Source organism: Bradyrhizobium sp. 14AA (assembly GCF_054185205.1).
In genome coordinates this window covers 572,961-593,932 of sequence record NZ_JAVAYM010000002.1, presented here as the reverse complement: position 1 = coordinate 593,932, position 20,972 = coordinate 572,961, and the positions used below count along the sequence as shown (strand labels likewise).

Sequence of the window (20,972 nt, the reverse complement as noted above, 5' to 3'; positions counted from 1 at the left end):
CTGCGCGGAACCGCTTGACCCATTTGGCAACGGTCTTCGGCGTCGTGTTGAATTGGAAAGCCGCGTCGGCCTGGCTCAGCCCGCCCTCGACCACGCTTCGGACCATCGCCTCTCGACCTTTAGGCGTCAAAGGCGCATTCTTGTGGACGTTCATCTGGTCTCTCCTTGGAACACTGAAGCTTCGCAACCTCAGCTTCCTCGGTTCAGACCAGATGGACAACCTCCTGAGAGACCACACCTAGTGCGCAATTGCGCACGGGGAGCCGGGACCCATAACCCCAAGGAGGGGTTGTGGGCGCGAAGGTAACCACGAGTCTTCGTCAAACGACTTCCTGTGGTTATGGATCCCGGATCAGCGCTCGCTGACGCTCGCTTGTCCGGGACGACACCTCGATTGTTGCAACAGCTACAGTTGCGTCTTGTAGAGCTCTTCCACGATCTCCTGACTCTGCGGCTCGCCGAGACCGGTCTGCTCGTGGATCACCTCGACGATGCTCGGCATCACCGAGCGCTGCACCTTCTCCGTCGACCACAGCTTCGAGCGCATCAGCGCCTTGCCGCAGTGGAAATAGACTTCGCTGACGGCGACGTTCAGCACCGCGCGCGGCGGCTTGCCGAACTCCACCATCGAAGCGAGCAGGTCCGGATCGGCCGACAGCGTGCCACGTCCGCCGACGCGCAGCGTCTCGTCGATGCCGGGGACAAAGAACAACAGATGCACGAAGCCGGAGCCTTCGACGACGCTGCGAAAACTGTCGATCCGGTTGTTGCCGGAACGGTCAGGCATCAGCAACTGGTTGGGACCGGCGACGTGGATGAAGCCAATGCCGCCGCCGCGCGGCGAGGCATCGACGCTGCCGTCCGCTCCCGATGTCGCGAGCACGCAGAACGGCGACATCTCGATGAACTTCTTCGCATGCGCATCGATCGCCGGACGCGCTTTCGCGATCACGCGCGGGCTCGGCTTGGCATAGATGGTGGCGAGGTCTTCGGCGCAAAGATCGGTCAACGGCGTGTCTCCGCATCAGTTTTGCGTCAAGCTATCCGATCGGGCCGCCTTCAGCCAACGAAATCCATCCGATGCGCTAGACGGCATCCGCCGGCACGAAGCAGCTGATGATGATGGTGCCGCGGTGATGGACGTACCACACCACGGCCTGGCCGACCGGATTGCCGCGATCGCGGATGATGGCACGCTCGGGCACCGCCATCCATTGTCCCTCGATCGGCACCCAATAGGTGCCGTTGCGCACATCGTATTCGGTACGATGGCCGTCGGAGATGTCGCAGCAGGGCACGCCGTTCGGTGCGATCACGCTCTTGAACCAAAAGCGGATGTCGGGCGGAACGTGATCATATTGCCCGTTGTCGAACGCGAACGCGGCGCTCGTCAGCGCGGCCAGCCAAACGCACAGTGCGAGCCTGTGCATGCGATCCTCCATCGCGTTTCGATTCGTATCGTTGACGCGATTAAGCCCGAGCTGTCAGCGCATTGCATGCTCAAATAATATGCGGCGCGAACGGCGCCGCATATGATGCGTTGCGACATGAGTGGCCGCGCTCTCACATCGTGCGCTGCGGCGCGGTCAGCAGCAACTGCCTGATCTGCTCGCTGTAGAATTTCGCATTGCTGGTGGTGCCATGGCCGCGTGTCTCGGTGCTCGCGGGGATGAGATACAGCTTGCCGTTCTTGACCCGCTTCATCGCAGCGTCGGTGATGCCGGTCTCGGGCGGGTTGCGCTCGTCGTCGGCGGAATTGACCAGCAGCAGCGACGCCTCGATCTGCTCCAGCTTCTCGCCGGCATTGTAGTCGTGCGAGGATTCCCACTGATAGATGAAGTCGTTGGCGTCGGCGGTGATCGGCGTCGCCAGCCGCTCGTCGACGATCTTGTCGGCCTTGGCGGCGGTCGGCGCCTGTTGCTGATAGGCCAGCGTTCCGCCGATGCTGGCGATGCCGTAGGCGGTGATGGCATATTTCATCATGCGCGGCTGGCTGGTGTAGTTGCCGCCATTGTAGTCGGGATCGCTCCGGATGGTGTCGAGCATGATCCGCCGCAGCATCCAGTTGCGCGACGCCATTTCGGTCGGTTGCGACGCCATCGGGATCAGCGCGTCCATCGCCTTCGGATATTTCTCGCCCCACAGCCAGGTATGCATGCCGCCCATCGAATTGCCGATGACGAGCCGCAGATGCTTGACGCCGAGGCCCTCCGTCACCAGGCGATACTGCGCCTCGACCATGTCGTCGTAATCGTATTTCGGAAAGCTCGTCTTCATGCCGTCCGACGGCTTCGACGATTTGCCATGACCGATGCTGTCGGGAATGATGATGTAGTATTTGGCAGCATCGAGCGGCTGCCCCGCGCCGAACAGTTCGCCGGCAAAGGACGGCGACAGCATGCTTGCGCCCGAGCCGCCGGTGCCATGCAGTACCAGCACGGGCTGGCCGGAGGGTTCGCCGATGGTGGTGTAGTGCAGCTTCAGCTCCGGCATGGTCTCGCCGGTGTGGAACTTGAAGTCTTTGGCGACCCAATCGCCCTGCTTCGGCGCCGGATAGTCGGCGGCCATCGCCGACGTCGAAATGGATAGCAGAACGCCCGCCAGCGCCGCGCAAGAAGCTTTCATGTTTCTCTCCCCGTGCGGCTCATGATCGGCGGCCGCGCTGCGGCGGAACTTAGCAGAACTGCGGGGAAGGATGTAGGATTTCGGCTCCGCCGATCGTCTTTCAGGCTACCCATCGGGAGACACTGCATGTGCCGTAACATCAAGACGCTGTTCAACTTCGAGCCGCCGGCCTCGGAGGACGAGATCCACGCCAGCGCGCTTCAATTCGTGCGAAAGTTGTCCGGCTTCAACAAGCCGTCGCAGGCCAATGAGGCGGCCTTCGACCGTGCGGTCGCAGAGGTCTCGGAGGCCGCGCGAAAACTCCTGACATCGCTGCACACCCATGCGCCGACGCGCGACCGTGAGGTCGAGGCGGAACGGGCCAAGGAGCGCTCGCGGCTGCGCTTCGGTTAGCGGACTCAAATGCTCGTTCCGTGATGTGGCTCACGGTATGGAGCGCTTCAACTTGCAATGCTGTCTGCCGGGGTTTTGACAGCCCGGAGCACAACCATGAGCCGCCCCCTTCTTCCCTTGAAAGCAGGTGCCATCATTTTCACGCTGCTGTGGACCGCGTGGATGATGTGGTGGGGCGGTTCGTTCTCGAGCGCGAACGTCGTCATCCTCGCCTTGTGCGGCGCGGCGGTCGGCTATTTCTGGTATCGCGCCATGCGCTGGCAGTTCGAACGCATGGGCATGCTGCCGCGCCGCGAGGATCGGACGAAATAGAATCGCCCGCTAATCCTTGTGGCCGTGCTTCTTCTTCTTCTTCTTTTTCTTGTGATCGTCGCCTTCGCCGTCGTCACCCTCGTCTTCGGCGATCGGCTCGTCAGTCTCCTGCACGGCGGCCTCCAGTGCCTCGCGCTCGGCGGCTTCACGCTCGCGCTGGCGTCGGCGCTCGTCCCAGGCGTCGAAGAGCTGTTCGAGCCACGGCAGCACCTGCTCGATCGACGGCAGCTGGCCGGGCGGCCCCGCTTCGCCGCGCGGACCTTGCGACCCTGACGGCCCTTGCGGTCCGACGGGTCCCTGCGCTCCGGCTGCCCCGCGCGCTCCGGCTTCGCCCTGCTTGCCTTGCGGACCGGGCTTGCCCAGGGGACCCGCCTTTCCGATCGGTCCCGGCTTGCCCTGCGGCCCCGGCTTGCCACGTGCGCCGTCCGGCCCCCGCTTGCCCGGATGCCCCTGCGGCCCCGGCCGTCCCGGTTCGCCCTGCCGCCCGCGCGGCCCCTGGGGGCCCTGCCGTTTCTGTTCGTCTGCCACGCTGCTGCTCCTCTGCCGGAAGCAAGCTACTTAGCGGCGTTTGACGACAGCAGCAATTCCGCCCGCGCCTCGCGCAGGGCCTGATCAACATCAATCGGCAGCACGCACTAGTCCTGGTACGCGGGCACGTCGATGCCGGACGCCGCGTAGATCCTGATCTTGTTGCGCAGCGTGCGCACCGACAGGCCGAGCACGCGCGAGGCACGCGTGCGGTTGCCGTCGCAGCGCGCGAGCGTCTGGAGCACGAGCTCGCGTTCGACCTCGTCGACGGTTGCGCCGATCAGCAGCGGAACGATCTGGTTAGGAGCAAGGAATTGCGCGCCCGGTTCGGACGCAGCGACATGAACAGTGGTCATCAACACACCTCCCGATCAACGCCCGCTTCCGTCTTTGGAAGCGGATCGAGAACCAACGACCCCCAAGCCGTGAATCTACGGTGGGCGGGTTTGGTTAACGAAAGGTTAATCGCGGGCGATCGCACCAATTGACCTTGGGATTGCCGTGAAGGCGCCGCGATTGGCACGAGATGCATCGCGCTGCGGGACTATCTTGCGCGGCGCAAGCGGTGTCATCGTCCGCGAAGCCTGCGCAGGGCATGACAGCATCTGTGTCGAGAGAGCGCCGCGCCTCACACCGTCCTGTATCCGCCGTCCACCATCACGATCGATCCGGTGACGTAAGCCGACAGGTCCGACGCCAGGAAGATCGCGGGACCCACGATGTCCTCGGGCTTGCCGGTTCGCGCCAGCGGAGTGTGGTCGACGAAGGCCTGCACCAGCGCCGGATTGGTCGCACGCACATTGGCGTTGATGTTGGTCTCGATGAAGCCCGGCCCGATCGCGTTGACGCGCACGCCTTCCTTGCCGAGCTCGACCGCGAGCGCCTTGGTGAAGCCGAGCACGCCGTGTTTCGAGGTCGTATACGCCGCCGAGCTCGGCGTGCGCAGATGCACGAAGGACTGGATCGAGCCGATGTTGACGATGCGGCCTTTGCCGGCGCGCAAGGGTGCGAGGAACGCCTGCGTCATGTTGAAGACGCCGTTGAGATTGAGCGAGATGATGTCGTCCCAGTCCTTTGCCACCGTCTCCGTCTCGGCGGTGAAGGCGTTGCGGCGCGTGATGCCGGCATTGTTGACGAGGATCGAGACCTGCCCGACCTTTTCGGCGACCTGCTCTGCGAGCGCAAAGCAATCCTCGCGCCTGGTCACGTCGAGCGCAAAGCTCTCGGCCTTGCCGCCGGCCTTGCGGATCTCCCCGGCGGCCTCCGCGATCGTCTCGGCATTGACATCGAGCAGCACCACTTGCGCGCCCTCGCGGGCGTAGCCGGCCGCGATCGCGCGGCCGATGCCGGAACCGGCGCCCGTGACGACGGCGATATGGTTAGCGAGCAATGCCATGACAATTTCCTCCCGATTTCGTTTCGAAGTTTCATGAAAGGCTAACTCGAAATTAAGGGGTCGGAAACGGCGGCCTTGGCATACTGATCTTGATTGCTAAACGTTGCGCGCATGATGGAACGGCTTGAATCCTGGAAATTCGGTCTCGAACGCCTGCGGTCGGCGCAGTCGGCCGATTGGGCGGAGGCCGGCCGGCTCGTGGCCGAGATCTCGCGGATGAGCGTCGATGCCACGCTGCGCCAGGCCGCCGAGCAGGCGCTGCCGGTGCTGCGTCAGGCCGTGGACAATGACGATCACAGCGTCACGCTGGCCGCCCAGCGCCGCGTCGGTGTGGTGCTCGATGTCGTTCACGAACTCACCGCGCCGCGCTTCGGCCGCCGCAACGCCATGCCGAAAAAACTCTCCAGCGAAGATCGCGCCCGCAAGGTGCTCGGCCTGCCGCTCGCGGTGCAGCTCACCTGCGAGGACATCAACCAGGCCTATCGCCGCGCCGCCAAGGGCATGCATCCCGACCAGGGCGGCAGCGCGGAAGCCTTCATCGACCTCGCCGCCGCGCGCGACCTCCTGATCCATCCCGGCGCGCACAAGGACGCGTGAGAGCAAGCGATATCTCGTAGGGTGGGCAAAGGCGCAAAGCGCCGTGCCCACCATTTTTGTTGGTGCGACGGAATGGTGGGCAGGCTTTCCGCCTTCGCTCTTCGAGCTACGGCGGGACAAGTCGCTTTGCCCACCCTACGGCATTCGCGTGTGTAGCCTCAGCTCTTGTTCACGCAGCTCGGATAGGGCGCGGCTTCGCCGGCGACGATCGGGCAAAGCTCGATCGGGCTGAGTTCGCGCAGGCGCGCCTGCCAGCGTTCGTCCCTGACCGGCGGCTCGTCGGTTTCGGGGCCGCGCTCGGCCCATTGGATGGTGTAGTAGTCGCTCGTGCCCTTCAGCGTGACCAGCAGCGCGGTCTCGCTGTGCCGCGTCGGGCCGCTGTCGACGCGGCCGCAGCCGATCACGGCAACGAAACCCTCGAAGCGGCCGAATTGCGTGGCGCCGAGCGGCTGCACCGCAAAGCTGTCGGGGCAGGCCGATTTGAAACCGCCGGCGATCGAGGCTGCAAACGTCTCCGGCGATGCGCCTGGCGTCAGCGTCATGCCCTTCTCGCCGGTGACCGTGATCATCTGCGTCCAGCGCTCCGGCGTCTCGCCCTTCAGCACGGCCTCGCGGATGTAGTGGCCGCCCTTGGTGTTCTCGAACACCGCCACGAAATTCGACGGCATCGCGAAGCTGACGAGCTGGCCGAAGATCGGCGAGATCACGCGGAAGGATTGCCGGGCCTGCGCCTGCGCTGTCGCGGCGAGCGCGAGCGTTGCGCTGAGGATGGCGACTGTCGTGGTGAGCGTGCGCATCGATTGATCCCGCAGAAACCGGATGGAAACGCGAACGGGCAAGGATGCTTGCATCGCATCCTTGCCCGACGCTTGTCGTCCGCCGATCGAAAGTCTTACCAGCTGCAGTGGCCGTTCTTCAGCGCGTGATCCTTCAGTGCCAGTGCGTCGAGAATGGTCGGCACTGTCGCGCTGGCGCGGTGGTAGCCGGCCGGCCACGGCGTGGTCGGGATGCTCTCGTCCCAGATCTGGCAGAAGCCGGTGTCCTGCCAGCGGATCAGGTGATAGCTGGCTTGGGCAGGGCTCGCGGCGACGAACGCGGTGACGGCAAGACCGGCAGCAGCGCACAGCATGGAAATACGACGCATGATCAGCTCCTCGAATGAAAGATGTGATGCGCCTCCCGACAATGATGGGGAGGGATGGCGCGGGACGCTTTGGGGATGCGCCCCGGACAAGATGTGAGTAGTTCCGCACGCTGATCAGGTTCAAAGGGGCGCCGCGGGAATTGCGCGATCTGGTGGCGGAAAACGCGGGGGCCGCTGCAAAAAGAAAAGGGCGGGTCGCTCGCGCGGCCCGCCCTTTGAATTCGATCTGTCGCGTAAAGCTTAGAGCGTGCAGCGGCGCTCCGCGCGCAGCTTGATCTGCAGCTCGGAAGCCGCCGTGAAGGTCGGGAGCGGCTTGCTGACGACCTTGTAGGTCGACACGCCCCACTGGAACGGCTTGTACTTCAGGTCCTCGTTCCAGACCTGGCAGATGCCGGTGTTGTCCCAGCGGATCACGTAATAGCCGACTGCCGCCGAGGCGGGCACGGCAAACACGGAACTAGCGATGCCGGCAACGGCACAAAGGGCGAGAACGCGACGCATGAAATATCTCCTGATGGGGGACGTGTGACCAAAAAATTCGTGCGGTAAAAGCCGGTCCTTTGCAAGCCGGGGAGCCGTCGTTTCACGGACATGTCAGGCGATCCAGGGCACTTGGTTCGGCTGCGTGCCCTGCAAGCCACACGTGCTCACTTCGCCAGCGAGGCCACCGCCTCGATCTCGATCAGCATCCTCGGATCGGGTAGCGCATGGACGACGCAGGTGGTGCGCGCCGGATAGGGCGGCGGGCCGAGGGCACCGGCATAGAGCGCGTTCATGGCGGCGACGTCGGAGGCGCGGGTCAGGAGCACGTTGACCTTGGCGAGGTCGCGGACACCGGCGCCAGCTTCCTCCAGCACGCGCTTGATGTTGACGACGACGTTGGCGAACTGCGCCTCGAAACCCTCGGGCAGCGCGCCATAGGCGTCGAAGCCGGGAATACCGGAGATGAACAGGAGATCGCCGACGCGGGTGGCAAAGGACAGCGGCGGCGCCTTGACGTGCGGCGGGGGCGCGAAATGCTGGATCGGCATGGCATCACCTCGGGAATGGAACGGTCGCGTGACCGGCATGAGCGTAGCGGGATGCGGGGGAGTTGCAATCGGCATTGGGGACGGCGGAGGGGGTGCAAGACAAGAAATGCGAAAACAACCCCATGCACAGTAGGGAAGGCGTTGGATTTTCTCAACTTCTTGTAATCCGAAGTATTGCTTGACCCGTCGGGCAAAACAGGAGCAGAATGGCATGATGGCGATGGGTGACCGGTCGTGCCAAACACAACCGCTGTCATGCCCCGCGGAGGCGGGGCATCCGGTACGCCGCGGCTTCTCGGTTCAGTCAACGCCGTCTCTGGAATACTGGATCGCCCGGCAAAACCGGGCGATGACGGTTGAATGCGTTGCGTCGCCTTGCGTCCCACGTCCATCCCATCATGTTCCCGCCGCGATCCATCGGATAAATTCGGCTCGTCTGATTCGCTTTCCTCCCTAAAAAATAGCCCCCGGAGACACCCATGAAGATCGCATCCACCTTCCGCGCGGCGCTAGTCGCCATTGCCGCCCTGGCCGGGCTCTCGACCTCGGCGCTGGCCGACAGCGGCTTCGTGACGCTGACGATCTACAAGGCGGGCTGGATCATCGGCGGGTCCGGCGGCTCCGGCGTGCTGAACTTCCGCGGCCGCTCCTATGCGCTCTCGACCGGCGGACTCGACTACGGCCTGGTGTTCGGCGGCTCCAAGACCGTGCTGCGCGGCCGCGTCTCCAACATCAACCGGCCCTCCGACGTCGCCGGCGTCTACGGCGCCGCCGGTGCGGGCCTTGCGGTCGGCGCCGGTGCGCGCGCCATCGTGCTGACCAACCAGAAGGGCGCCGTGCTGGAACTCGCCGGCACGCAGGTCGGCCTGATGGCGAATGCGGATCTCAGCGGCCTCGCGATCACGATGCGGTAGGGCACGGTGCCGTAGGGTGGGTTAGCCCTGCGGATGCGCGAAGCGCAATCCGCCGGGCGTAACCCACCACTTCTGTCACCGCGTGGAAGCTGCGTAGGGTGGGCAAAGGCGCGTAAGCGCCGTGCCCACCAATCGGCGTTAGCGATATGCGAAAAAGTTGGTGGGCACGCTTCGCTTTGCCCACCCTACGAGCCTACGATCCGCTCACCGCCGCATGAATCCGCTCGCAATGCGCGACGAGATTTTCGTGCGCATCGACGAAGGCCTTCAGCGGCGTCGGGATCGGAAAATAATAGATGTTGGCGACGAAGCCGTAGATGCCGGCATCACAGCTGGTCGGCGCCGCGCCGTGCACGAAGCCCGCGGCCGGCACCATCTCCGCCAGCACCTGCAGGTCGGCAAGCCCGCGCGCGTAGGCTTGCTCCGGCGTGTAGCGGCCGATGCCCTGGTAGTGATAGCGCTGCGCGTTGTACGCCTTCGCCTTCTCGAACCCCTCCGCACTCACCTGCGGATGCTGCGCGATAAAACCGTCGCGAAACGCCGGATAGAAGCGCTCGTCCTTCCAGCGCGAATACGACATCACCCAATAGAGATCGTCCAGCATGCGCGTGACGAGATGGTTGGTCCGCCGCTGCTCGGCCGACAGCGCCGCATCGATGCCGAGGCGATACTTGCTGATCGCATGCGCGATGATCGTCTCGCTGTCGCCGATGGTCTCGCCGTCGTCCACGATGTAAGGCAACTGCCCGCGTGGCGCGGCGGAGGCATCGAAGATGTGCTCGTGCACGAACGGCACGCCGGCGAGCTTGAGGAAAGCGTAGACCTTGAGGCCGTAGCCGTTGTTGTCGGCGACGCCGAACAGTTGTGGGTAGGAGTAGAGGGTCAGCATGGGCGGGCTCCTCCGGGGTGGCGGGGGCAGCATGCAGGGGCGTGGGGGTGGATGCAATGGGTGCGGCGCTTGCCACATCCACGGTGTCGTGCCGGCGAACGCCGGGACCCATACCACGTGATCTATTTGTTGCGAACGGCCGCAATACCGAACGACGAGTCTTCGCCAAGCTGCTCCCTGTGGTTATCGCGACGAGCGCAAGCGCGGAGGTCCCGGCCTTCGCCAGGACGACGACTGAGCGTGAGTGCGTAGGGTGGGTTAGCCGCTCGCATACACGGTCGCTCAACACGGGACAGCACAAGGCGTAACCCACCACTTCTGCCTCCGCGGCGACAGAAGCGGTGGGTTACGCCGCGCGGCCTGCGCTTTGCGCAGCCGCGCGTCTAACCCACCCTACGCAGCGATCCACGCCGCCAGCTCCCGCCACGGCTCCAGCGTCCAATGCCCGGACGCTGCACCAGATGGCGACGGCAGCACAAACATCTCCGGCAATCTCTCGTCGCGCCGCTGCCACCCCAGCGAAATCCTGGTCGACGGCCTGACGTAAAACAAGTTCGCCTCCTTGAGGTATGGTCCGGTCGACCAAAGATTGTAAGCAATCTATAATTGTGATAGTGAGATCGCTTTACGCATAAATTGCAGCCAAATGGGATTTGGCATGTCGTCGGGTTTTGCAGGCTTGGCGGGTGAGATTGCGGTTGCAGCAGGGGTTGCAGCCGGTGCGGTCGGATCCGTGGATTTCTTTTTGTCGAAGTCTCAAAAAGAGTGGCTGGGCGATAGGTCGGTGAGGGTCTGGTATTGGCTTTCCTCGCAGAACCAAATGTTGAGAGTGGAGCGCCTCAGGTCTCAGGATGTATTCTTCTGGCTCATCATGTTGGGTCCTACCTTGACGAGCGTGCTGACTCTCCATTTTGGAAATTTACTGCTTACTGTGCCATGGATGCTCATTGCGGCGATGTGTTTAGGCTCTCCAAAAATTCATAAGTGGATGTACAGAGGCTATCTTATAGGTTTGTCCGGCAACAACATCGCGTCCGTGAGTTTCTGCGTCGTGGTCACTTACGCTGCGGTCTTGCTGGTATATGGCGCGATCGTGACGGCGCTCTACATCCTTTTGAGTTCGTTCATTTCTGATGACGCTTTTGCATTTCTGGCGAATGGGCTTGCGATTGTTGCGTATCCTGTTCTCTCAACTGCAGGCGTCTTGGGTAACGTGCTGTTCTCCGTTCTCATACTTGCCGTGATGGGGCTGGCGTACAAAGTACTTGAGTTGTTGGTTAGGAAGATAGCGGAATACGACAAGGGGCCAGTGCTGGGAGCCTCTGCTGTTCTTACGGCGGTTGGCGTATTCTTGAAAAATTTTGCATGAACCTCGCTCGCGTACGCGGTCGCTCAACACGGAACGGCGCAAGGCGTAACCCACCTCTTCTGCCTCCGGCGACAGAAGCGGTGGGTTACGCTTCCCGGCCTGCGCTTTGCGCATCCGCGCAGCTAACCCACCCTACGCAGCAATCCACGCCGCCAGTTCCCGCCACGGCTCCAGCGTCCAATGCCCGGACGCTGCACCTGACGGCGACGGCAGCACGAAGATGTCCGGCAAGCTTTCATCACGCGCCTGCCGCCCCAGCGAAACCCCGCTCGACGGCCTGCCATAAAACAAGCTCGCCGCCTTCTTGCTCGTGAACGCAATCGTCCTCGGCCGATACTTTTCGATCTTCGCCCTGAAGCCGGGCACGTCGATCGTCTCCGCCGCGATCTGGTGATCCATCCCCGCGCCCGACTTGGAGAGATCGGTGAAGCCGATCCCGAGTTCGATCAGCGACGCAAACTCACTCGGCTGATAGCGCCGCGGCGTGATCCCGGCCTCATGGATCGCGCGCCAGAAGCGGTTGCCGGGATGGGCGTAATAGTGCCCGAGCTCGGCCGAGCGCGTCGAGGCGGCGGTGCCGACGAAGACGAGGCGGAGGTTGGGGCGGAGTTGGTCGGGGAGGCGGTGGGGGGTGATGCCGGGCACGTAGTTATCCGCAATATTGTAGCCCGCATGAGCGTCAGCGACATGCGGGGCCACTGTCAATCCCGGATGTCGCTTCGCTCATCCGGGCTACACATCCTACATGCGAGTCTTGTAGGCTGGACCGAGCTGAGCAAGACATGCTCACCAACTTCGTCGGGATAAGAATGCAAGATCAATTCGAGTGGCCGGAGCCCGAGCACGAAGCCGACAAGGTGATCTTGCGCAACGTCCGCAATCACGGCTGCCATATCACAGGCATATCCGATGCAAACCCGCCGTTTGCATTTTCAATCGGCCTCTATCTGAACTACGGCCACCCCGAGCTCATTGTCTTCGGCCAGAGAGCCGAAACCGCCCAGGCCATCATCAACCTTATCCGCGATCGCATCGCAGCAGGGCATCAATTCGTCGACGGCGATGTCGCCGATGACCTGCTGGAGAACGGCTACAAGCTCGGCTTCTGGCAGGTGCCGCTCGGGGTCTACCGCGAATATCTCGGCACGGCGATCTGGTTTTACCAGAAGTCGCGGTTCGCATTCCCGTGTCTCCAAGTCGTCTGGCAAGACGTCAACAGGCGTTTCCCTTGGGAGGCGCAATGCTCACCCGCTGTCAAAGAGGATCAGCCGCTGTTGAAGAAGATGATTTCTTGAAGGGATGCTTCGCAAAAAAAAAGCCGGGCATTTCGCCCGGCTTTCGTATGTTTGCTCTTACAGAGGGAATGGCAAGCGAAGCTCCTCACAACACCCGATTACTCTCCTTCACCTTCTCCGCATCCAGATAAACGCTGCTCCCCATCTCCTTGAACTTCGCGCTCATCCTGGCCATGCCGTCTTCGGCGGTGCCACTCATCGACATCCCCACCGAGTTCGGATCATTCAGCGTCGCCGCATAATCCCGCACGTCCTGCGTGATCTTCATCGAGCAGAACTTTGGTCCGCACATCGAGCAGAAATGGGCGACCTTGTGGGCTTCCTTCGGCAGGGTCTCGTCGTGGAAGTTCTTGGCGGTGTCGGGGTCGAGGCCGAGGTTGAACTGGTCGCTCCAGCGGAAGTCGAACCTCGCGCGGGAGAGGGCGTCGTCGCGCAGTTGGGCTGCGGGGTGGCCCTTGGCGAGATCGGAGGCGTGCGCGGCGATCTTGTAGGTGATGACACCGACCTTGACGTCGTTGCGGTCGGGCAGGCCGAGATGCTCCTTCGGCGTGACGTAGCAGAGCATGGCGCAGCCGAACCAGCCGATCATGGCGGCGCCGATGCCTGACGTAATGTGGTCATAGCCCGGCGCGATGTCGGTGGTCAGCGGTCCAAGCGTGTAGAACGGCGCTTCGCCACACTCCTTGAGCTGCTTGTCCATGTTGATCTTGATCTTGTGCATCGGCACGTGGCCGGGGCCTTCGATCATGACCTGGCAGCCCTTGTCCCACGCGATCTTGGTGAGCTCGCCGAGCGTCTCCAACTCCGCGAACTGCGCGCGGTCGTTGGCATCCGCGATCGAGCCGGGACGCAGGCCGTCGCCGAGCGAGAACGAGACGTCATACTTGCGCATCAGGTCGCAGATCTCGTCGAAATGGGTGTAGAGGAAGCTCTCCTTGTGATGCGCCAGGCACCACTTCGCCATGATCGAGCCGCCACGCGAGACGATACCGGTGACGCGGTTGGCGGTGAGGTGGATGTATTGCAGGCGCACGCCGGCGTGGATGGTGAAATAGTCAACGCCCTGCTCGCACTGCTCGATCAGCGTGTCCTTGTAGAGCTCCCAGGTCAGCTTCACCGGATCGCCGTCGCACTTCTCCAGCGCCTGATAAATGGGAACGGTGCCGATCGGCACCGGCGAGTTGCGCAAAATCCATTCGCGCGTGGTGTGGATGTTGCGGCCCGTGGAGAGGTCCATCACGGTGTCGGCGCCCCAGCGGATCGCCCAGACCATCTTCTCGACCTCTTCCTCGACCGACGACGTCACCGCCGAGTTGCCGATGTTGGCGTTGATCTTGGTCAGGAAGTTGCGGCCGATGATCATCGGCTCGAGCTCGGAGTGGTTGATGTTGGAGGGGATGATGGCGCGGCCGCGCGCGATCTCGTCGCGCACGAACTCCGGCGTGATGAAGGCCGGCACCGAAGCGCCGAAGCTTTCGCCGTCGGCGAGGGCGGCTTCCGCACGCTCGAGCTGCTGCTTGCGGCCGAGGTTTTCGCGGGCGGCGACGTAGATCATCTCCTTGGTGATGATGCCGGCGCGGGCGAATTCGAGCTGCGTGATCTTGTGGCCGTCGAGGCCGCGCAGCGGCTTGTGATAGGCGCTGAACGCGCGCGCGGCCTTGTCGGTGGAGACGCTGCCATTGTCTTCCGGCTTGATCTGGCGCCCGTCATATTCCTCGACGCCGCCGCGCTCCAGCACCCATTGCTTGCGGCTGCGGGCAAGACCGGCGTTGACGTCGATCGTCACGCTCGGGTCGGTGTAGGGGCCCGAGGTGTCGTACACCGGCAGGTTCGGCTCGCCGGCACCTTCGGACAGGATGATCTCGCGCAAGGGCACGCGCAGGTCGGGCGCGGCATCCGGGGATGCAAAGATTTTTCGCGAGGAGGGCAGCGGGCCGGTGGTGACGGCGGGGACGGTCTTGTCGGGGTTGGAGCGGATGTTCATGGGATCCTCCGGTTTAATTCTGCTGTGAGTGCGCCGAAGCGACGGCGGTGATCGTTGGCTCCGTCATTGCGAGCGTAGCGAAGCAATCCAGAATCTCTCTGCCGAGGCAGTCTGGATTGCTTCGTCGCAAGGGCTCCTCGCAATGACGAGTGGAGAGAGTAGGGGCATCACGCAGCCTCCGTCGACAGGCCGAGCCATTGCCGCACGCGGGCATCCGGGTCGGCGTTCTGGGTGACGTCACTGACCACCGCGATGGAATCCGCGCCCGCCGCAAAAATCTCCGCGGCGTGCTCGAACTTGATGCCGCCGATCGCGACCAGCAGGATGTTGCCGATGCGCTTCTTCCAATCCGTGATCTTCGGAATGCCCTGCGGCTCGAAGCGCATCGACTTGAGCGTGGTGAAGAAGATCGGGCCGAGCGCGACGTAATCGGGCTGCGCCGCGAGAGCGGTCGCAAGCTCGTCGTCGTCATGGGTGGAGACGCCGAGCGACATGCCGGCCTCGCGGATCGCCTTGAGGTCCGCGTCGGCGAGGTCCTCCTGGCCGAGATGCAGATATTTTGCGCCGGCGACCACGGCCGCGCGCCAATAGTCGTTCACGACCAGCTTCGCCTGCGTGTCCTTCGTGATCGCCAGCGCGTCGCTGACGATCTGCAGCGCGTCGGCGTCGTTGAGATCCTTGGCGCGCAGCTGGATGGTGCCGACGCCGAGTTTTGTCAGGCGTTCGACCCAGTTGAGGCTGTCGACGACGGGATAGAAGCGATCAGGATACGGCATGCCAGAACGGGGTCCCAACGACAGGGGTTGAAGGAGAGGCGAAGTCGCGGGCGTTCATCAGCCCGGCTTCATAAGCGGTGCGGCCGGCCTCGACGCCGAGGCGGAAGGCGTTGGCCATCGCGACGGGATCGGCAGCCTTTGCAATGGCGGTGTTGAGCAGCACGGCGTCAAAGCCGAGCTCGAGGGCGTGCGCGGCGTGCGAGGGCGCGCCGATGCCGGCATCGACCACCAGCGTGATATCGGGCAGCCGCTCGCGCAGCAGCTTCAATGCATCGCGGTTGGTGATGCCCTTGGCGCTGCCGATCGGGGCGGCCCACGGCATCACCACCTTGCAGCCGGCATCGACCAGGCGGTTGGCGACCGAGAGATCCTCGGTGCAATAGGGGAACACCTCAAAGCCGTCCTTGGTCAGGATGGCCGCGGCTTCGACGAGGCCGACGACGTCGGGCTGCAGCGTGTCGTTGTCGGCGATGACTTCGAGCTTGATCCAGGAGGTGCCGAACAATTCGCGCGCGAGTTTTGCGGTGGTCACGGCCTCGCGCACGGTGCGGCAGCCGGCGGTGTTCGGCAGCACGGTGACGTCGAGCTCGCGGATCAGCTTCCAGAACGCATCGCCCGACTTGCCGCCGGCGGATTCGCGCCGCAGCGACACCGTGACGATGTTCGAGCCGGAGGCGCGGATCGCGTCCTGCATGATCGCCGGCGAGGGATACAGCGCGCTGCCGATCAGCAGGCGGGAAGAGAAGGTTTTGCCGTAGAAGGTCACCATGGCTCAGGTGTCTCCCTGGATATAGCTGTCGTCCCGGCCTAGTGCGCAATTGCGCACGGGGGCCGGGACCCATACCGCGTGATCTCGCTTGGGGCACTCTGGCAGAGACCTTCCGCCCAACGGAGGGCGGTGGTTATGGGTCCCGGCCTTCGCCGGGACGACACGTGGAGAGAGTGTGCGCGTCGTCACCTCACCCTCCCTGCCGCGGCGTGATGATCTCGATCTCGTCGCCCGCCTTCAACGCGGTCTCGGCCCAGCGGCTTTTCGGCACGACGTCGTAGTTGAGCGCGATCGCGAAATGCGTGCCCTCGTAGTCGAGCTCGCCGAGCAGCGCATCGACGCTCACGGAGGCCACCTCGCGCTGCTCGCCGTTTACGATCACCCGCATCGCATCACCTCGTTGTCGATCTGGCCGCGCTCGACATAGTTCAGCGTCAGCTCGGCGAGCGCGGGCGCGACCAGGAAGCCGTGGCGGTAGAGGCCGTTGACGGTGATCCTGCCGCCGCGAACGCCGATGCGCGGGAGATTGTCGGGGAAGGCGGGACGAAGGCCGGAGCCGAACTCGACGATGCGGGCCTCGCCGAAGGCGGGATGCACGGCGTAGGCCGCGCCGAGCAACTCCAGCGCGGAGCGGACGCTGACGCCGGTGTCCTCGGCCTCGATCGAGGTCGCGCCCAGCATGAACAGATTGTCCTCGCGCGGGATCACGTAGAGCGGCCAGCGCGGATGGATCAGCCGCACCGGGCGCGACAGCTGCACCTCGCCGGTCTCGATCAGGATCATCTCGCCCTTGACGCCGCGCAGCTCGCTCTGCTCGTCGCGCGCGGACAGGCCGCGGCAGTCGATCACGATGCCGTCGAGATCGGCGGCAGAAACGTCGCTGCAGAACTTGATGGTGCCGCCGGCCGCGCGGATGCGCTCGTGCAGCTTCGGCAGCACGCGGCGCGGCTCGACATGGCCCTCGCTCGGGAAGAACAGGGCGTCGCGGAAGCGGCCTTCCAGCGACGGTTCCAACTGGGCGAGGCCGGCGGCATCGAGCCGCTCGTGCCCCTCGGTCATCCGGGCAAAGCGCTCGTAGTCGCTGCGCTCGCGCGGCAGGGCGACGACCAGCGAGCCGTTGAAGGGCGTGTCGGGCAGCTCGCGCCGCCACAGATCGAGCGAGCGTTCGCCGAGCCTGGAGATGATGGGTTCGGCGACCTCCGCCTCGCAATAGGGCGCGAGCATGCCGCCGGCCCAATGGCTGGTGGAATCGGTCATCTCCGCGTCACCGCGCTCGTGCAAGGTGACGGCGTGGCCGGCCTGCGCGAACAACAGCGCCTGCCAGGCGCCCGCAATGCCTGCGCCGATGATGGATACCGGTGAATCCGATCGCTTGGTCGTCTGCAACATCCCTGTCCCTTCGCCGGCATGACCCGGATCAGGTTCAAAGGGTCACCGCGGTCCTGGGCCGGCTTGCTGAAGTGCAGGCTTGCCCATTTAGCGGTATCTCAGCTCCTCCTCGGAGCACCCCTCGGAACGGCTCTAATGTATGCCAGCGGGGCGGGGTGGTCAACGCGTTAGGTGGGAACCGCAGCCGTGCCCCGGGCGCAGCGCAGCACGTAGTGATGCGCTGCTGAACCGGGGCCCATTTTCGTGCGGAAGTTGCTGGGTCCCGGCTCTGCGCAGCAACGCTAAGGCGTTGCAGCGCGTCCGGGACGACACGGGAGGCTACTTCAACGCCTGCGCCCGCGCGTTGCGGACGCGCTGGGCGAGCTTCTTGTGCGGCACCGTACCGAACATCGGCTGCGGATTGCCGTTCGGCTCCAGCCAGGTCTCGCTGCTGGCCTGCTGCAGCATCTGCTGCGCCGTTTCCTGCCGCTGCCGCTTTGCAACGTAGTAATAGCCGCCCGCGAAATAACGCACAGCTCTAGCGTGGTCGCCATTGGCGGCGCGATAGGCGCCGGCGAGGTATTTCACCGCATAGGTGAGGTTGGTCTCGGGATCGCGCAGGCCGGCAGCATCGCCGGTGTAGCCGACCCCGCGGGCGGTCGCGAGCTTGATCTGCATCAGCCCGATGGTGCCGCCATGGCCGACGAGGCCGGGCTGATAGCGGCTCTCGCGCATGATGACGCGATGCACCAGCGCTTCCGGCACGCCGTTGGCGCGGGCATGGGCCGCGACCATCGCGGCATAGTCGGCCTCGCCCGCAAATGCGGCCTGCGACGACGCCAATCCGGCCGCGAGCAGCGCGGCAATGCGTAAAAATCTCATCGAATTATTCCTCGGCAGAACGGACCTGCCCCCGTGCGCGTTAGGCCGTGGGAACACGGCGATGATGTGGCGAAACGCCGCCACCGGCGATTTTCGCCGAGCCGTCGCTTTTACGACTCAAACCCAGGTTAAGTTCGGACTTGGTGGAGTGCCTTACGCGACAGCAGGTCTGTCCATTCGTGCTTCGCCCAAAAATCGCTATTCAAAATCAGCGGGAGGACGTCCATGACCCGAGCAGACATTGGCATCCCCAAGCAGAACCCGTGTGCCCAATGCGGCACGCCGATTCCCAAGCCGGACTGGATCGAGCCGGGCGAAGGCCGCGTTTCCTATCTCTGGAAGTGCCAGGCCTGCGGCTATCGCTTCGAGGCGGTCGCGATCTTCGATGAGCACGCGATCCAGCACCCGCCGCTCGCCGCCTGAGGGCTGAGCCTTTCGGAAAACCGCTGCACGCTTTGCGCTAACGCGGCCCTTCGGGTCCGGATCGTGCCTACGCGGCCAGCCGCGGCTGTTGCCAGAGCGGCAATTGCATCCGCACGATCAAGCCATGCGGCTCGCGGTCGTGCAGCGACAGCTCGCCGCCATGGGCGATCGCGATCGCGCGCGCGATCGACAGGCCGAGGCCGAAGCCGGTGGACTCGTCCATGGTGCGCGCGTCGTCGCCGCGCACGAACGGCTCCAGCATCTCCTGCTTGCGCGCATCCGAAATGCCGGGACCGTCGTCCTCGACGTCGATGACGAGCTTGGTGCCTGATACATCGAGGCGGATCGTCACCTCGGCGCCGAAGCGCACCGCGTTCTCGACGAGATTGGTGACGCCGCGATGCAGATCGTCTGGCCGCGCGGCGGCCGTCGCCGAGATCGGTCCCTCGTAATGCACGACATGGCCCATGTCGCCGAACTGGTCGGCGACGAGCTGGAGCGTGCTCGCGATGTCCACCAGCGTCACCGCTTCGATCTTGCGGTCGTTGCGCAGCAGCGACAGCACGGATTCCAGCATCGAGCGCATCTGGTCGAGGTCGATCAGCATGCGCTTGCGGTTGCCCTCGTCCTCGATGAACTCGGCACGCAGGCGCAGCCGCGTGATCGGCGTACGCAGATCGTGGCTGATCGCGGCCAGCATCCGCGTGCGATCGGACATCAGCCGCGCGATCCGCTCGTGCATGCGGTTGAGCGCGCGCGCCACCAGGCGGATCTCTTCCGGGCCGCGCTCGGGCAGCGGCTCGGCGGTGCCGTCCAGGCTGAAATTCTCTGCGGCCTTGGCAAAGGACGACAGCGGAGCCGCCAGAGCACGCGCCGCCCACAGGCCGAGCACGGTCACGCAGATGAAGGCGCTCATCAGCGTCGTCAGCCACGGCGCGCCCCAGAGCCACGGCCGCGGGCCGCCGTCGACATGGCCCGCGATCACGGTGCCGTCGGGCAATTCGACGCCGACGCGATGCGCGCCGCCACCCGAATCCAGCTGCACCGCCTTGTAGCCCCGTCCGAGATGCCGGCGCATCCCATGCAGGTGCCCACCGTCGCTGTGTTCGACGATCGCGGCGGCGCCGGGCGCGAGCAATTTGATGCCGAGCCTGGGGAAGGCGCGCGCGAGATCGGCAACGAGGCGCGGCCGTTCGCCGGGCTCGGCCGAGCCGAGCAGCAGTGCGGCATCGGTCAATTGATGGGCGCCGTCCGGCGGCGTGTCCGGGCGGTCCGGCCGGCTGATCAGGAAGGCGGTGGTGACGACGAGATGGAGCGCAACGGTCGACGCCACCACCAGCGCGGCGATCTGTCCGCCGATACCCTTGAGGTGGAAGAACCCGAACGGCTTCATCGTCGGCGCCGCCTCAGTTGCCCAGAGGAGCCGCAACCGCCTCGTTGCTCGCCGCTTCGGTTCGCGGCGTGAACAGATAGCCGCCGGAACGCACCGTCTTGATGATGGTCGGATCGGCCGGATTGGGCTCGATCTTGCGGCGGATGCGGCTGACCAGCACGTCGATGGAGCGTTCGAACGAGCCGGTGTTGCGCCCTTGCGTGAGGTCGAGCAGGCTGTCGCGCGACAGCACGCGGCCGGGCCGCTCGCAGAACGTGCGCAAGAGGTCGAACTCGGCGCTGGTCACCGCGACGCGCGCGCCTTCGGGATTGCGCAGCTCGCGCAGGCGCAAATCGATGCGCCAGCCTTCGAAGGCGAGCGTGCTCGCGCCTTCGATCGAGCTTGCCGCCTGCGCTGCGGCCTGGCGACGGAGCACCGCGTTGATGCGCGCGAGCAGCTCGCGCGGGTTGAACGGTTTCGGCAGATAGTCGTCCGCGCCCATCTCGAGGCCGACGATGCGGTCGATGTCCTCACCGCGCGCGGTCAGCATGATGATCGGCGTCTGCGCCTCCGAACGTACCTTGCGGCACAGGCTGAGGCCGTCCTCGCCCGGCAGCATGACGTCGAGGATGATGAGGTCCACGCGATGATCGGCCATGGCGCGCGACATCTCGCGGCCGTCGCTCACGGCGGTGACGTTGCAGGCGTTGTTGCGCAGGTACTTCGCAATCAACGTCCGGGTTTCGCGGTCGTCTTCGACGACCAGGATGTTGGGATTGGGAATGGCCATGCGCTTTGTTTGTCCAAGATTAGGGCCAAAAGGCGAAGATTTTTGTTTCAGATTGTTTCCGTAGCCCTTGCGGTAACACCGGGACACGACCGGGCAGGAAAGCAGCAAGGTCTCG

Annotated in this window: 28 protein-coding genes, 1 pseudogene and 1 riboswitch; of the genes and pseudogenes, 7 read left to right on the top strand and 22 right to left on the bottom strand. The window is 64.4% G+C overall.

All coding sequences use genetic code 11. The features are described 5' to 3' along the window. From RAD15_RS07815 to RAD15_RS07800, 4 genes are all read right to left on the bottom strand, one after another. Nucleotides 1-106 (bottom strand): helix-turn-helix domain-containing protein (locus RAD15_RS07815; protein WP_458176082.1); only part of this gene is annotated, 106 nt, incomplete at its 3' end. A gap of 300 nt (nt 107-406) precedes the next feature. Beyond that, nucleotides 407-1,009 carry an MSMEG_1061 family FMN-dependent PPOX-type flavoprotein gene (locus RAD15_RS07810; protein ID WP_458176046.1) on the bottom strand — a complete coding sequence of 201 codons (603 nt, stop codon included), beginning with the start codon at nt 1,007-1,009 and terminating at the stop codon, nt 407-409. Nucleotides 1,010-1,085: 76 nt separating this feature from the next. Next, the gene (locus RAD15_RS07805) at nt 1,086-1,430 is read right to left on the bottom strand and encodes a hypothetical protein (RefSeq protein ID WP_458176044.1); all 345 of its coding nucleotides are present in this window, start codon (nt 1,428-1,430) and stop codon (nt 1,086-1,088) included. 133 nt (nt 1,431-1,563) lie between these two features. Continuing rightward, the gene (locus RAD15_RS07800; RefSeq protein WP_458176042.1) at nt 1,564-2,625 is read right to left on the bottom strand and encodes an alpha/beta fold hydrolase; all 1,062 of its coding nucleotides are present in this window, start codon (nt 2,623-2,625) and stop codon (nt 1,564-1,566) included. A gap of 126 nt (nt 2,626-2,751) precedes the next feature. Here RAD15_RS07800 and RAD15_RS07795 point away from each other — a divergent pair, with 126 nt between their 5' ends. Together RAD15_RS07795 and RAD15_RS07790 are read left to right on the top strand one after the other, a co-directional pair. Beyond that, the gene (locus RAD15_RS07795) at nt 2,752-3,018 is read left to right on the top strand and encodes a DUF2277 domain-containing protein (RefSeq protein WP_458176040.1); all 267 of its coding nucleotides are present in this window, start codon (nt 2,752-2,754) and stop codon (nt 3,016-3,018) included. A 96-nt stretch (nt 3,019-3,114) separates the two neighbouring features. Further along, nucleotides 3,115-3,330, top strand: a complete 216-nt coding sequence (locus tag RAD15_RS07790; RefSeq protein WP_458176038.1) for a hypothetical protein — start codon at nt 3,115-3,117, stop codon at nt 3,328-3,330. A 9-nt stretch (nt 3,331-3,339) separates the two neighbouring features. On the opposite strand, the gene RAD15_RS07785 is transcribed toward RAD15_RS07790, so the two are convergent. The 3 genes from RAD15_RS07785 to RAD15_RS07775 all read right to left on the bottom strand — a co-directional run bounded on the left by RAD15_RS07785 (nt 3,340) and on the right by RAD15_RS07775 (nt 5,254). Continuing rightward, nucleotides 3,340-3,858: a collagen-like protein gene (locus tag RAD15_RS07785; RefSeq protein WP_458176036.1), complete on the bottom strand. Its 519-nt coding sequence runs from the start codon at nt 3,856-3,858 to the stop codon at nt 3,340-3,342. Between the two features lie 107 nt (nt 3,859-3,965). Beyond that, the gene (locus tag RAD15_RS07780) at nt 3,966-4,214 is read right to left on the bottom strand and encodes a helix-turn-helix domain-containing protein (RefSeq protein ID WP_063201937.1); all 249 of its coding nucleotides are present in this window, start codon (nt 4,212-4,214) and stop codon (nt 3,966-3,968) included. Between the two features lie 272 nt (nt 4,215-4,486). Further along, the gene (locus tag RAD15_RS07775; RefSeq protein WP_458176034.1) at nt 4,487-5,254 is read right to left on the bottom strand and encodes an SDR family NAD(P)-dependent oxidoreductase; all 768 of its coding nucleotides are present in this window, start codon (nt 5,252-5,254) and stop codon (nt 4,487-4,489) included. 111 nt (nt 5,255-5,365) lie between these two features. Between RAD15_RS07775 and RAD15_RS07770 the strand changes: the two genes are divergently transcribed. Beyond that, nucleotides 5,366-5,851, top strand: a complete 486-nt coding sequence (locus RAD15_RS07770; RefSeq protein WP_458176032.1) for a J domain-containing protein — start codon at nt 5,366-5,368, stop codon at nt 5,849-5,851. Nucleotides 5,852-6,009: 158 nt separating this feature from the next. On the opposite strand, the gene RAD15_RS07765 is transcribed toward RAD15_RS07770, so the two are convergent. From RAD15_RS07765 to RAD15_RS07750, 4 genes are all read right to left on the bottom strand, one after another. Further along, entirely contained in the window at nt 6,010-6,648 is a 639-nt protein-coding gene (locus RAD15_RS07765) for a hypothetical protein (RefSeq protein ID WP_458176030.1), read from the bottom strand. Nucleotides 6,649-6,743: 95 nt separating this feature from the next. Then, entirely contained in the window at nt 6,744-6,995 is a 252-nt protein-coding gene (locus RAD15_RS07760) for a hypothetical protein (protein ID WP_458176028.1), read from the bottom strand. A gap of 240 nt (nt 6,996-7,235) precedes the next feature. Beyond that, nucleotides 7,236-7,496 (bottom strand): hypothetical protein, encoded by a 261-nt coding sequence (locus RAD15_RS07755; protein ID WP_458176026.1) that lies wholly within the window; start codon nt 7,494-7,496, stop codon nt 7,236-7,238. Between the two features lie 146 nt (nt 7,497-7,642). Then, nucleotides 7,643-8,026 (bottom strand): RidA family protein, encoded by a 384-nt coding sequence (locus RAD15_RS07750; RefSeq protein WP_458176024.1) that lies wholly within the window; start codon nt 8,024-8,026, stop codon nt 7,643-7,645. 479 nt (nt 8,027-8,505) lie between these two features. Between RAD15_RS07750 and RAD15_RS07745 the strand changes: the two genes are divergently transcribed. Then, entirely contained in the window at nt 8,506-8,940 is a 435-nt protein-coding gene (locus tag RAD15_RS07745; protein ID WP_458176022.1) for a hypothetical protein, read from the top strand. 193 nt (nt 8,941-9,133) lie between these two features. Here RAD15_RS07745 and RAD15_RS07740 read toward each other — a convergent pair whose 3' ends face one another. Together RAD15_RS07740 and RAD15_RS07735 are read right to left on the bottom strand one after the other, a co-directional pair. Then, a complete protein-coding gene (locus RAD15_RS07740) occupies nt 9,134-9,829 on the bottom strand; it encodes a glutathione S-transferase family protein (protein WP_458176020.1) in 696 nt (231 codons plus the stop codon). Nucleotides 9,830-10,222: 393 nt separating this feature from the next. Beyond that, nucleotides 10,223-10,393, bottom strand: a pseudogene (locus tag RAD15_RS07735) (mismatch-specific DNA-glycosylase); the annotation flags it as partial. A gap of 94 nt (nt 10,394-10,487) precedes the next feature. Between RAD15_RS07735 and RAD15_RS07730 the strand changes: the two are divergent. Next, a complete protein-coding gene (locus RAD15_RS07730; protein ID WP_458176018.1) occupies nt 10,488-11,198 on the top strand; it encodes a hypothetical protein in 711 nt (236 codons plus the stop codon). A gap of 132 nt (nt 11,199-11,330) precedes the next feature. On the opposite strand, the gene RAD15_RS07725 is transcribed toward RAD15_RS07730, so the two are convergent. Beyond that, nucleotides 11,331-11,843, bottom strand: a complete 513-nt coding sequence (locus tag RAD15_RS07725; protein WP_458176016.1) for a mismatch-specific DNA-glycosylase — start codon at nt 11,841-11,843, stop codon at nt 11,331-11,333. Nucleotides 11,844-11,980: 137 nt separating this feature from the next. On the opposite strand from RAD15_RS07725, the gene RAD15_RS07720 reads away from it, so the two are divergent. After that, a complete protein-coding gene (locus tag RAD15_RS07720) occupies nt 11,981-12,493 on the top strand; it encodes a DUF4262 domain-containing protein (RefSeq protein WP_458176014.1) in 513 nt (170 codons plus the stop codon). Nucleotides 12,494-12,578: 85 nt separating this feature from the next. Here RAD15_RS07720 and thiC read toward each other — a convergent pair whose 3' ends face one another. The 6 genes from thiC to RAD15_RS07690 form a co-directional block, all read right to left on the bottom strand. Then, a complete protein-coding gene (thiC, locus tag RAD15_RS07715) occupies nt 12,579-14,477 on the bottom strand; it encodes a phosphomethylpyrimidine synthase ThiC (RefSeq protein ID WP_458176012.1) in 1,899 nt (632 codons plus the stop codon). A 167-nt stretch (nt 14,478-14,644) separates the two neighbouring features. Further along, entirely contained in the window at nt 14,645-15,253 is a 609-nt protein-coding gene (locus RAD15_RS07710; RefSeq protein ID WP_458176010.1) for a thiamine phosphate synthase, read from the bottom strand. Beyond that, nucleotides 15,240-16,022: a thiazole synthase gene (locus tag RAD15_RS07705; protein ID WP_458176008.1), complete on the bottom strand. Its 783-nt coding sequence runs from the start codon at nt 16,020-16,022 to the stop codon at nt 15,240-15,242. Before RAD15_RS07705 ends, RAD15_RS07710 begins: the two co-directional genes overlap by 14 nt. Nucleotides 16,023-16,212: 190 nt before the next feature. Continuing rightward, entirely contained in the window at nt 16,213-16,410 is a 198-nt protein-coding gene (gene thiS / locus RAD15_RS07700) for a sulfur carrier protein ThiS (protein ID WP_458176006.1), read from the bottom strand. After that, nucleotides 16,401-17,411, bottom strand: a complete 1,011-nt coding sequence (locus tag RAD15_RS07695) for an FAD-dependent oxidoreductase (protein WP_458176004.1) — start codon at nt 17,409-17,411, stop codon at nt 16,401-16,403. The genes thiS and RAD15_RS07695 overlap by 10 nt, the downstream gene beginning before the upstream one ends. Next, a riboswitch (TPP riboswitch) is annotated at nt 17,399-17,543 on the bottom strand. It overlaps the preceding gene by 13 nt. Before the next feature lie 186 nt (nt 17,544-17,729). Then, the gene (locus RAD15_RS07690) at nt 17,730-18,272 is read right to left on the bottom strand and encodes a transglycosylase SLT domain-containing protein (protein ID WP_458176002.1); all 543 of its coding nucleotides are present in this window, start codon (nt 18,270-18,272) and stop codon (nt 17,730-17,732) included. A 225-nt stretch (nt 18,273-18,497) separates the two neighbouring features. Between RAD15_RS07690 and RAD15_RS07685 the strand changes: the two genes are divergently transcribed. Beyond that, a complete protein-coding gene (locus tag RAD15_RS07685) occupies nt 18,498-18,695 on the top strand; it encodes a hypothetical protein (protein ID WP_458176000.1) in 198 nt (65 codons plus the stop codon). 67 nt (nt 18,696-18,762) lie between these two features. Here RAD15_RS07685 and RAD15_RS07680 read toward each other — a convergent pair whose 3' ends face one another. Beyond that, nucleotides 18,763-20,088, bottom strand: coding sequence for an ATP-binding protein (locus RAD15_RS07680; RefSeq protein ID WP_458175998.1), 1,326 nt, complete (start codon nt 20,086-20,088; stop codon nt 18,763-18,765). 13 nt (nt 20,089-20,101) lie between these two features. Next, nucleotides 20,102-20,857: a response regulator gene (locus RAD15_RS07675; protein WP_458175996.1), complete on the bottom strand. Its 756-nt coding sequence runs from the start codon at nt 20,855-20,857 to the stop codon at nt 20,102-20,104. Nucleotides 20,858-20,972: the final 115 nt, after the last annotated feature.

What these genes read in the sequence shown, in the direction of transcription:
- RAD15_RS07680 (WP_458175998.1), bottom strand. Translation starts at nt 20,088, where the DNA reads ATGAAGCCGTTCGGGTTCTTCCACCTCAAGGGTATCGGCGGACAGATC.
- RAD15_RS07675 (WP_458175996.1), bottom strand. Translation starts at nt 20,857, where the DNA reads ATGGCCATTCCCAATCCCAACATCCTGGTCGTCGAAGACGACCGCGAA.
- RAD15_RS07780 (WP_063201937.1), bottom strand. Translation starts at nt 4,214, where the DNA reads ATGACCACTGTTCATGTCGCTGCGTCCGAACCGGGCGCGCAATTCCTT.
- RAD15_RS07690 (WP_458176002.1), bottom strand. Translation starts at nt 18,272, where the DNA reads ATGAGATTTTTACGCATTGCCGCGCTGCTCGCGGCCGGATTGGCGTCG.
- RAD15_RS07755 (WP_458176026.1), bottom strand. Translation starts at nt 7,496, where the DNA reads ATGCGTCGCGTTCTCGCCCTTTGTGCCGTTGCCGGCATCGCTAGTTCC.
- RAD15_RS07765 (WP_458176030.1), bottom strand. Translation starts at nt 6,648, where the DNA reads ATGCGCACGCTCACCACGACAGTCGCCATCCTCAGCGCAACGCTCGCG.
- RAD15_RS07685 (WP_458176000.1), top strand. Translation starts at nt 18,498, where the DNA reads ATGACCCGAGCAGACATTGGCATCCCCAAGCAGAACCCGTGTGCCCAA.
- RAD15_RS07730 (WP_458176018.1), top strand. Translation starts at nt 10,488, where the DNA reads ATGTCGTCGGGTTTTGCAGGCTTGGCGGGTGAGATTGCGGTTGCAGCA.
- RAD15_RS07775 (WP_458176034.1), bottom strand. Translation starts at nt 5,254, where the DNA reads ATGGCATTGCTCGCTAACCATATCGCCGTCGTCACGGGCGCCGGTTCC.
- RAD15_RS07705 (WP_458176008.1), bottom strand. Translation starts at nt 16,022, where the DNA reads ATGGTGACCTTCTACGGCAAAACCTTCTCTTCCCGCCTGCTGATCGGC.
- RAD15_RS07770 (WP_458176032.1), top strand. Translation starts at nt 5,366, where the DNA reads ATGATGGAACGGCTTGAATCCTGGAAATTCGGTCTCGAACGCCTGCGG.
- thiS (WP_458176006.1), bottom strand. Translation starts at nt 16,410, where the DNA reads ATGCGGGTGATCGTAAACGGCGAGCAGCGCGAGGTGGCCTCCGTGAGC.
- RAD15_RS07745 (WP_458176022.1), top strand. Translation starts at nt 8,506, where the DNA reads ATGAAGATCGCATCCACCTTCCGCGCGGCGCTAGTCGCCATTGCCGCC.
- RAD15_RS07790 (WP_458176038.1), top strand. Translation starts at nt 3,115, where the DNA reads ATGAGCCGCCCCCTTCTTCCCTTGAAAGCAGGTGCCATCATTTTCACG.
- RAD15_RS07750 (WP_458176024.1), bottom strand. Translation starts at nt 8,026, where the DNA reads ATGCCGATCCAGCATTTCGCGCCCCCGCCGCACGTCAAGGCGCCGCCG.
- RAD15_RS07720 (WP_458176014.1), top strand. Translation starts at nt 11,981, where the DNA reads ATGCTCACCAACTTCGTCGGGATAAGAATGCAAGATCAATTCGAGTGG.
- RAD15_RS07760 (WP_458176028.1), bottom strand. Translation starts at nt 6,995, where the DNA reads ATGCGTCGTATTTCCATGCTGTGCGCTGCTGCCGGTCTTGCCGTCACC.
- RAD15_RS07710 (WP_458176010.1), bottom strand. Translation starts at nt 15,253, where the DNA reads ATGCCGTATCCTGATCGCTTCTATCCCGTCGTCGACAGCCTCAACTGG.
- RAD15_RS07695 (WP_458176004.1), bottom strand. Translation starts at nt 17,411, where the DNA reads ATGTTGCAGACGACCAAGCGATCGGATTCACCGGTATCCATCATCGGC.
- RAD15_RS07740 (WP_458176020.1), bottom strand. Translation starts at nt 9,829, where the DNA reads ATGCTGACCCTCTACTCCTACCCACAACTGTTCGGCGTCGCCGACAAC.
- RAD15_RS07805 (WP_458176044.1), bottom strand. Translation starts at nt 1,430, where the DNA reads ATGCACAGGCTCGCACTGTGCGTTTGGCTGGCCGCGCTGACGAGCGCC.
- RAD15_RS07800 (WP_458176042.1), bottom strand. Translation starts at nt 2,625, where the DNA reads ATGAAAGCTTCTTGCGCGGCGCTGGCGGGCGTTCTGCTATCCATTTCG.
- thiC (WP_458176012.1), bottom strand. Translation starts at nt 14,477, where the DNA reads ATGAACATCCGCTCCAACCCCGACAAGACCGTCCCCGCCGTCACCACC.
- RAD15_RS07795 (WP_458176040.1), top strand. Translation starts at nt 2,752, where the DNA reads ATGTGCCGTAACATCAAGACGCTGTTCAACTTCGAGCCGCCGGCCTCG.